This window comes from Mesorhizobium sp. M2A.F.Ca.ET.067.02.1.1 (genome assembly GCF_004023285.1).
Classification (GTDB): Bacteria; Pseudomonadota; Alphaproteobacteria; order Rhizobiales; family Rhizobiaceae; genus Mesorhizobium.
The window spans coordinates 1-2921 of sequence record NZ_RZSB01000752.1; the positions used below are offsets into that span (position 1 = coordinate 1).

General features: G+C 63.3%; 3 protein-coding genes. All 3 read left to right on the forward strand.

Features of this window, described 5'->3' with window-relative positions; translation table 11 throughout:
* Positions 1-45 precede the first annotated feature (45 nt).
* Positions 46-1173: an ABC transporter permease gene (locus EOA28_RS31215; protein ID WP_126060964.1), complete on the forward strand. Its 1128-nt coding sequence runs from the start codon at positions 46-48 to the stop codon at positions 1171-1173.
* Positions 1173-2093: an ABC transporter permease gene (locus EOA28_RS31220; protein WP_126082735.1), complete on the forward strand. Its 921-nt coding sequence runs from the start codon at positions 1173-1175 to the stop codon at positions 2091-2093. Before EOA28_RS31215 ends, EOA28_RS31220 begins: the two co-directional genes overlap by 1 nt.
* Before the next feature lie 51 nt (positions 2094-2144).
* A partial coding sequence (locus EOA28_RS31225; RefSeq protein ID WP_148670967.1) for a BMP family ABC transporter substrate-binding protein occupies positions 2145-2921 on the forward strand: 777 nt, incomplete at its 3' end.

Genomic DNA, 2921 nt, shown 5'->3' on the forward strand with positions numbered 1-2921 from the left:
GGGTGGCGCCGAGCCCGGCCACGCAGAACACAGCCTGGAGATCGCATGATGCGCATCGAACTGGTCAAACGTCCGCAGCGCTCGGCGTTGTTTTCGGTGCTGTCGCCGTTCATTGCCTTCGCGCTGACGATGATCGCCGGCGCCATCATGTTCGCCTTGCTCGGCGTCAATCCGCTGGATGCATTCAACATCTATTTCATCCAGCCGATCAGCGAAGTCTGGCAGTTGCACGAGCTGGCCATCAAGGCGGCGCCCCTCATCCTGATCGCGGTCGGACTGTCGGTCTGCTACAAGGCCAACATCTGGAACATCGGCGCCGAAGGCCAATTCATCTTCGGCGCGATCTTCGGCTCGATCATCCCGGTGCTGTTCCCGCAATTCGAAGGCCCGCTGGTGATCCCGCTGATGCTCTTGCTCGGCATGGTCGGCGGCGCCTTCTACGCGTCGATCCCGGCGTTTTTGAAGACCCGCTTCAGCACCAATGAGATTCTGACCAGCCTGATGCTGGTCTATGTCGCGCAGCTTTTCCTCGACTGGCTGGTGCGCGGCCCATGGCGTGACCCGCAAGGCCATGGCTTCCCGCAGACCATCCAGTTCGGCGATTCCGCGGTGCTGCCGGAGCTGATGCCCGATGCCGGCCGCGCCAATTGGGGCTTCGTCTTCGCCCTGGTCGCCGCCGTAGCGATCTGGCTGATGATGAGCCGCATGCTGAAAGGTTTCGAGGTGCGCGTTCTGGGTTCCAGCCCGAGGGCAGGGCGCTTTGCCGGCTTCGGCTTGAACCGGATGGTGTTCTTCACCTTCCTTCTGTCCGGCGCGCTGGCCGGTCTGGCGGGCATTTCGGAAGTCTCCGGCGCCATCGGCCAGTTGCAGCCGGTGATCTCGCCGGGCTACGGGTTCACCGCCATCATCGTCGCCTTCCTCGGCAGGCTCAATCCGCTGGGCATCGTGGCCGCGGGTCTCGTCCTGGCGCTGACCTATCTCGGCGGCGAGGCGGTGCAGAGCGCGCTCGGCATCTCCGACAAGGTGGCGCGCGTGTTCCAGGGCATGCTTCTGTTCTTCGTGCTCGGCTGCGACACACTCATCCACTACCGCATTCGCCTGATCGGCGTGGCGCTGATGAAGCCGAACGCCGCGAAGCTCGATGCAGCGCCCAAGCTCGAGGAGGCCCGCTGATGGACATCACCGTCAACATCCTTTTGACCATTGCGACCGCCGCGACGCCGCTGCTGATCGCGGCGATCGGCGAACTGGTGGTCGAACGCTCGGGCGTGCTCAATCTCGGCGTCGAGGGCATGATGATCATGGGCGCCGTCGGCGGCTTCGGCGCCGGCTATCTCACCGGGTCACCGTGGATCGGCTTGCTCGCCGCAATCATCGTCGGTGCGCTGTTCTCGCTGCTTTTCGCCGTCATGACGCTGTCGCTCGCCACCAACCAAGTGGCGACGGGCCTGTCGCTGACGCTGCTCGGCCTCGGCCTTTCCGGCATGATCGGCACCAGCTTCGTCGGTCAGCCGGGCGTGAGACTGCCCAATCTCGATATCCCGGTGATCAGCTCGATCCCGGTCGTCGGCAGGCTGATCTTCGGCCAGGATCCGGTCTTCTACATCTCGATCGCGCTGACCGCGGCGGTCATGTGGTTCCTGTTCAGGACGCGCACGGGGCTTACGCTTCGCTCGATCGGCGACAGCCATACGTCGGCGCATGCGCTGGGCATCAAGGTCATCCGCTACCGTTACCTGGCGGTGATCTTCGGGGGCGCCTGCGCCGGCCTTGCCGGCGGGCATCTGTCGCTGGTCTACACGCCGCAATGGGTGGAGAACATGAGCGCGGGCCGCGGCTGGATCGCGCTGGCGCTGGTGGTGTTCGCGTCCTGGCGTCCGTGGCGGGTGCTGGCAGGCGCCTATATCTTCGGCGCTGTGTGGATCGGCCAGCTTCATGCACAGGCTTTTGGCATTCCGGTGCCGTCGCAGTTTCTTTCTTCGCTGCCCTATCTGGCAACCATCGCGGTTCTCGTTCTAATCTCGCGCAACAAGCGGCTGACAATGATGAACACGCCGGCTTCGTTGGGGCAGCCATTCGTTCCGGATCGTTGACGACAACAAAAAGACGGGAAGCTCCAAGGCTTAACTCAGAGAGGTAACACAATGAAAAAACTGCTTATTGCGTTGATGACCACGGCTGCGGCCCTGTCGGTCGCGGCAACCGCCGAGGCGGCCGACAAGCTGAAGGCCTGCTGGGTCTATACGGGTCCGATCGGCGACTTCGGCTATTCCTACCAGCACGACCAGGGCCGCCTCGAAGTCGAGAAGGCGCTCGGCGACAAGGTCGAGACCGCCTATCTCGAAAACGTCTCGGAAGGCCCGGACGCCGACCGCGCCTTCGAGCGCCTGGCGCGCGAGAAGTGCAAGATCATCTTCGGCACGTCCTTCGGCTTCATGGACGCCGAGGTGAAGGTCGCGAAGAAGTTCCCCAAAGTGATGTTCGAGCATGCCACCGGCTTCAAGACCGGCAAGAATCTCGGCATCTACAACGCCCGCTTCTATGAAGGCCGCTACGTGCTCGGCCAGATCGCGGCCAAGGAATCGAAGAAGGGCCTTGCCGGCTACATCGTGTCCTTCCCGATCCCGGAAGTGGTGATGGGCATCAACTCCTTCATGCTCGGCGCGCAGTCGGTCAATCCCGACTTCAAGGTGAAGATCGTGTGGGTGAATTCCTGGTTCGATCCCGGCAAGGAGGCCGACGCAGCCAAGGCGCTGTTCGACCAGGGCGCCGACATCATCGTGCAGCACACCGATTCCACCGCCGCGCTGCAGGTCGCCGAGGAGCGCAAGCTGCACGGCTTCGGCCAGTCATCCGACATGATCAAGTTCGCGCCGAACGCGCAGCTCACCTCGCTCACGGACGAATGGGGTCCCTACTAC